Annotated in this window: 5 protein-coding genes and 1 pseudogene; all 6 read right to left on the bottom strand. The window is 62.7% G+C overall.

Annotated features, from left to right (window positions below):
- Positions 1–393, bottom strand: a pseudogene (locus IAQ70_RS18415) (glucose-6-phosphate dehydrogenase); the annotation flags it as partial.
- Positions 394–409: 16 nt separating this feature from the next.
- Positions 410–2,089: a glucose-6-phosphate isomerase gene (locus IAQ70_RS18410; RefSeq protein WP_407682604.1), complete on the bottom strand. Its 1,680-nt coding sequence runs from the start codon at positions 2,087–2,089 to the stop codon at positions 410–412.
- 405 nt (positions 2,090–2,494) lie between these two features.
- Complete coding sequence (locus IAQ70_RS18405; RefSeq protein ID WP_223860310.1) at positions 2,495–3,724, bottom strand: MFS transporter; 1,230 nt, start codon at positions 3,722–3,724, stop codon at positions 2,495–2,497.
- 93 nt (positions 3,725–3,817) lie between these two features.
- Positions 3,818–4,276 carry a hypothetical protein gene (locus IAQ70_RS18400; RefSeq protein WP_190990914.1) on the bottom strand — a complete coding sequence of 153 codons (459 nt, stop codon included), beginning with the start codon at positions 4,274–4,276 and terminating at the stop codon, positions 3,818–3,820.
- A 150-nt stretch (positions 4,277–4,426) separates the two neighbouring features.
- Positions 4,427–4,924 carry a flavin reductase family protein gene (locus IAQ70_RS18395; RefSeq protein WP_190990912.1) on the bottom strand — a complete coding sequence of 166 codons (498 nt, stop codon included), beginning with the start codon at positions 4,922–4,924 and terminating at the stop codon, positions 4,427–4,429.
- 476 nt (positions 4,925–5,400) lie between these two features.
- Positions 5,401–6,054: a GPR1/FUN34/YaaH family transporter gene (locus IAQ70_RS18390; RefSeq protein WP_190990910.1), complete on the bottom strand. Its 654-nt coding sequence runs from the start codon at positions 6,052–6,054 to the stop codon at positions 5,401–5,403.
- Positions 6,055–6,164 lie beyond the last annotated feature (110 nt).

Genomic DNA, 6,164 nt, shown 5'->3' with positions numbered 1-6,164 from the left:
TTCACCGAGCCGCTCAAACGCGTCGTCGTCGTCGAACTCGCCCTTCACAAAGCGGATGCCTTCCGCGAGCTGGTTCCAGACCGCCTCATCAAAGGGCGTCCGCGCGTAAGCCCGCACGGACTCCTCCACCTGGGCGGCGAACTCCGCATGGCTCCAGCCGCGCCGGCCGAACCCGACCAGCGCGAAACTCGGCGGCAACAACCCCCGGTTCGCCAGGTCATACACCGCCGGCATGAGCTTCTTCCGGGCAAGGTCCCCGGTCACCCCGAAGAGCACCAACGAGGACGGACCCGCGATCCGGTTCAGGCGGCGGTCCCGCGGATCCCGCAACGGATTACGCCCCGGCCGTCCGGTACGCAGCCCGGACGTTCTGCCGTTTTCAGTTTCTGGCATGGTTGCTGTGGAACCTTCAGTTGTCGGTGACGGATGCGGACCGGGAGCCCAGTGCTGCGATGATGCCCTGCAGCTGTGCGACGCCGGCGGCGCGGTCGGTGAGGTGCAGGCGCAGGACCGGCCTGCCGTGGCCGGCCAGGACCTGGGCGTCGCCGGCGGCCTGGGCGGCAATCAGTTCCCCAAAGGTGAAGGGACGGTCCGGGATGGCAAGGTCCTCCGCGGGGGCCGCGGTGACCTGGAGGAAGACCCCGATGGCGGGGCCGCCCTTGTGGAACTGCCCGGTCGAGTGCAGGAAGCGCGGGCCCCAGCCGAAGGTGACCGGACGGCCGCTGACTGCAGCCAGCTGATCCCGGATGCCTTCCAGCTGGACGAAGGCGAGCCGGTCGAAGTACGCCTGGACGCTGAGGTAGCTGTCCCCGGCGAGGGTTCGCAGCAGTGCATCCACTGCTTCCTCCGCCGTTGAGGCGGCGCCGAGCCAGTCACCGCCGCGGACCTCGATCGCCCCGTCAACAAACGCCGCCGGCGTCGGCTCGGGCTGTGCGTCCAGCAGGCCGCGGGCGGCAACCTTGGCAGCCTCCACATCCGGCTGGTCAAACGGGTTGATGCCCAGCAGGCGGCCTGCGACAGCCGTGGCGAATTCCCACACCATCATCTGCGTGGCCAGGCCACCGGCGATGGCAACTTCGTTTTCGCCAAGTTCGACGTCGGCATCCGCGGCTACCAGCCGCACCACCAGGACGTCGTCGGCACCGGAGGTGACCTCCGGGGACGACGGGCCGGCCACGACGGGCAGAACACCGGTGCCGAGCTTGCCGGTGGACTCCGCGATGAGCTGCTCGGCCCAGTCCGCGAAGCCCACAATGCCCGAGCCATCCTCGGCGATGACAATCTTGTTCCGCAGCGGATTGGTTCCGCCGAGTGCCGTTCCGAGGGCGAGCCCGATGTTCTCCGGGGCGTCGTCGTTCAGGATCTCGGCGGCTTCCTCAGCCTCGTCCAGGAAGGCCTGGATATCGACCCCGGCCAGGCCCGACGGCACCAGGCCGAAAGCGGTCAGGGCGGAGTAGCGGCCGCCCACGTTGGGGTCCGCGTTGAAGACGGCACGGTAGCCGGCTTCGCGGGAAGCCTTGTCGAGCGGAGAGCCAGGATCAGTGACGATGATGATCCGGCTCTTCGCGTCGATGCCGGCCTCGGTGAAGGCGTGCTCGAAGATCCGGCGCTGCGAGTCAGTCTCCAGGGTCGAACCGGACTTGGACGAGACCACAATGGCAGTCTCGGCCAGCCGGTCGGCAAGGGCAGCGGCGACCTGGTCGGGGTCGGTGCTGTCCAGCACGGTCAGCTCGACGCCGGCGGTGCCGGCGATGACCTCGGGAGCCAGCGAGGAACCGCCCATCCCGCACAACACGATCCGGGTCACGCCGTCGGCCTTCAAGGCATCGCGGAGCTCGAGGATGCCCGGCACCAGGGCCTGCGAGACGGAGGCCGCCTCGACCCAGCCCAGACGGACAGCGGACTCGGCCTCGGCGTCGGGACCCCACAAAGTGTGGTCCTTGGCGAAGATCCGGGTGGCAATGCGGTCCGCCACCAGGGCGGGCAGGTGCTGCTCGAGTGCCTGCTGCGCGGCGCCGGTGGCGCCGAAGTCCGAGCCGGAGGTGATGGCCGCGTCGGAGATAGGAAGGGTGGTGGTCACGCCAACCATGTTCTTCGCCTCGATGAAGCTGCGCAGCGTGCCCGTTTTGAGACGGCTGGGGGAACGGCCATCAAGCCAGATGGTTTCTCCGCCATCGGAGAGCTGCTGTGCCTGGGTGGTCATGGTGTTTCTCCTAAGAATCTGGATTAGGCGCGCAGATCAGCGAGGAAGTCCTTGGCAGCACTGTTGCCTTCTTTCTTCGATGGTCAATGCGGCCTTCGACTGACGGTTACGAGAGGATCTGCTCGCGGGTCTCCCCGAAAGGAACTTTGTTGCTGAGCGTGAGGGTGTACCGGCCAGGATGATGACGGGTGACAAGGATTCCGGACTGGCGGTGGGGAACCGCCGCCTGCTGGAGCGCAGCCTCGGCACTGTTAAGTAGCTCGTGTAGTCGACCGGGCTCGGTGACAATGACTATTTGCGCCCGCCTGCAAGGAGGGACGATGCCGGGTCTCGTCTCAGTAACCACATGGCCACGCATCCAAAGAGCGGACCCAGGGCGAGCATCGAGAATCCGATTCCCCAGCCCAAATGATTGACAACAAAGCCCATGGATTGGATTGTGACGAGGGTCAATGCGAAGCCCATGCAGATTTGGATGGTCAGCATTGTGCCCACTGACTCGGGGGGTGAGAGTTCAACGACGCACGCTGAGAATTGAGCAGAATCCGCAATGATCGAGATGCCCCAGATCACGGCCACGATGAGTATGAGCAGAGGATGCCCGCCAAAGAGCCATCCCACCGTCAGTGCGCATGCACCACTGATTGCCATGGAATAGATGGTGACAGCCGTGCGGCCGTAACGATCGGCTAAACGCCCCCCGATCATTGCCCCCAGGGCGCCGGCGGCAATGACAACGAAGGTGGCTGCGGGTGCAAGCCCCGGTTGATCAACTCCCCGGGCGTCCAATGAAGCACGGAAGAACAGCCCGATCCAGGCCCACATTGCATATAGCTCCCACATGTGGCCGAGATATCCCAGGTTGGCCAGACGGACTGGGCGTTGGAGCCAAGCAGCTTTCGCAACGTTTGGGTCGAACGCTTGCGCCCGCTTAAAGGCAGGTCCGAGCTTCACAAGTTTGACCAGGCCCGCTGCCGACAGTGCAGCAATTGATGAGACTGCATAAACGAGTTTCCAGTCCCAGGCTTCACCGATGGTGAAGAGATGGGGCAGCGCAGATCCTATGGTCAGTGCTCCGACCAGTAGGCCGACGAGTTTTCCCAGGTCATTGGTAGCCCAACTGGCCACCATACGCATACCCACGGGGTAGATTCCTGCCAGGGCTACGCCGGTAAGGGCCCTGAGAATGAGCGCTTCGGTTCCTACTGGCGACACCACAAGCAGGGCTGCCGTAGTCACTGCCGCAGCCGCCGACGACGCTGCAAAGAGGTTCCTGGGGTCAAATCTGTCTGCCACATTGAGGCAAGCACTGAGCAGAGCGCCTACAACGAACCCCACCTGCAGCACGCTGGTCATCAGCGCCATTTGTGTCTCAGAAATGGATTCGACGGTCGCGATGCTCGGCAACGCGGCAGTCGAGGCGAACCACACGGCTAAGGTCAGGACCTGACAAAGCAGGATGAGGCGAATTGATCTGGTACGTCCTCGTACCATGGGCAAGGTTGCTTGTTGGAGTGCCATTCGTATCCTTCAGTCATTCGACGGGGAGTTGCGCCTGGTTTCACATCGGGTGTTGATGCGGGTCTTCGTTGTCCCGCGCCGCGTACTGCTGCGTTAGGCGGCCAATGCCGGTCTGCTGCCGGCCGCATTGTGTACCGGCCTGGAAGCGGCGGCTTCAAGTACAGGTCCGAGCCAATCGGCGCCACCATCGAATCGCCCGATCCTCGGTTTCTTGACCCACCTGTGCACCGAGTACTCGGGTCCGAGGGCCAACCGCCGTTGGTTGGTTTCGACCACGTAGACCACGTGCAAGGTGCTTTGCGAGCCGTGGGACACCTCGATGGTCGGGCCAGGCTGAATCGTGAGGATGTCACGAACGGCGAGGCCGGTCTCCCCATGGAGCAGTTGGATGCACTGCAGGAATCCCTCATCGAAAGCTGAACCACTGCCCGCCTGGGCCACGGAGAGAAGTTGCCACGGGGTACTCGCCGTTGCACCGTGCCCGGACTTCTTGAAGAGACCCACCCGGCCCCTCCACGTCAGCAGGATGTCCAGCTGCGTGGCACTCGTCATCGAGTCGCCGGCCCGCGTTGACTGGTGATCAGCAGACCGAACGCCACGGGCGTGGCCAGTTGGGACGGTGTGGGCGTTTATCACATTCACGACTTGAGGAAGCGTGTTGATCATGGTTGTACTGCCTCTCATTCGTCTCGTTTGTGAGCGCTAAATGCTGTCCCAGCGGCCCAAAGAAGAACGGTGAAGAACTAGGGGCATATGCAAACTGTGTGCCTTGAAATCTTCAATTTTCAGCAGAATGAGAATGTGGTCGCCGGCGTCGACCTCTTGGTAAATGGAGCAAGTAAGCCACAGGGGAGACCCGGAAATATAGAGGTCGTCCCGGTCCCCGGAAAAGGTCTCTACTCCGTTGAAGCGCTTTGACTTATCGCGCGATGCGAGCTGACGGCAGATCGGATTATGGTCTTCGCCCATGACCGACACGCCAATGAGAGGCGCATCCTTGATGCTCGGCCAAGTGGATGAAGACTTCTGAACGGAGAAGAGAACCAGCGGCGGTTCATAGGAGATTCCGACAGAAAAAGACGAAGCGATGAGAACTTGCCGCTCGCCCTCGACCGTCGCCGACAGGGCTACGACACCTGCTGGAAAATGAGTGAGGGCCTCCTGGAGGAGGAGACTATTGTCGGCAATTTGTGTAGTCATGATTTTTCCTTTCAAGGGATTGGTGCGGACGGTCCCGCCCAATTAGCGCTACAACAATTCCCTCTCAGTGTGGATTGCGTCACAGCACTGGTGCATCCGTGGTCATCACGGATTTCTCCACGGGAAGCGGTACTGAGCGGGCTGCATGCGTGCAAAAGCCATCCAGTGGGAATGGATCATTCCCACTGGATGGCTTCAGAGAAACGAACGCCCGATATCTCGGCGAGAATTGCCGCAGGCGTCGGATAGCCACCAGCCAAATCTGCGCAACGACGGGTCAGTGCTTATGGCCGGCTGTGACAGGTTACGGCCGGCATTCTGGGGGGCGCAGCCCGCCTGGTGCGCGGGGAAGTCAAAACCGGTTCGCGCCGCTGGCGGACGTCCCAGCAGGAAGACCCCCGGTCCGCCACCAGGGGGCGCCCGAAGCCGGGGGTCTGCTGCGCTGCTAAGGCTCGTTGTCACTGAGCCTGAACTGCTTAGCGGACCAGCGGCCGTCCCTGGGGCAGCCCACGTCCACCGGTCTGGCTCCACATGACGTCGACGTAGAGATAAACGGCCACTGCGACAAAGGCGAAGGTAAACCAGCCTCCAAGGTTGGTCATGGCCGTGTTGTTCTGGAGGGTGCCCATGAGAAGCAGGACTAGGGCGATGTCCACGAACACGAGCATGAGGGTGGAACTCCAGGGGAGACGTAATGTCACCAGCGTGAGCATCACGAATATAACCAGCCAACAGGTCAGCCATAGCGCCTGTGCGTTGACGACCTGATCAGAGGGAATGCCATACCAACCATTGATGAGTCCAAGTGATAGTGCGGCGTACGTGGCAAAGAAACCGAAGAAAAGTACAAAGATGCCCGCTGATGCATTCTGGCCGAGAGCACAGGCCCAGACTGTTGTCAGCAGCAGACCGACTGCGGAGGCGGCGATGACCGTGGGTAACGCGGCGGCGGCTGCGCTGGCGGGTACAAACCCGGTGTTGACCAGGCCCAGACCGAAGGCTCCCGCGACAGCCATGGGGATTCCGACTATGCCGGGTGCCCCTGCCAGCGGGCCGCTGAGCGGGGCTGGTGGGGCAATGGGCGCCGTGGAAACGAGGGGCGGGTTGTCAATAACAGACGTGCTGGACATGGCAGGAGAACTCCAATGGCTTGAGGAAGGGCGCGAGGTTCAACGAAGGCGGTTATGAAGCGCTGACGGGGTCCGGGCGGCGACTGGTACTAAAAACGACTAGTCCTAAA

This window comes from Pseudarthrobacter sulfonivorans (genome assembly GCF_014712225.1).
GTDB classification, from domain to species: domain Bacteria; phylum Actinomycetota; class Actinomycetes; order Actinomycetales; family Micrococcaceae; genus Arthrobacter; species Arthrobacter sulfonivorans.
The sequence above is the reverse complement of the archived record's forward strand: the minus strand, read 5'-3'. Positions and strand labels throughout refer to the sequence as shown.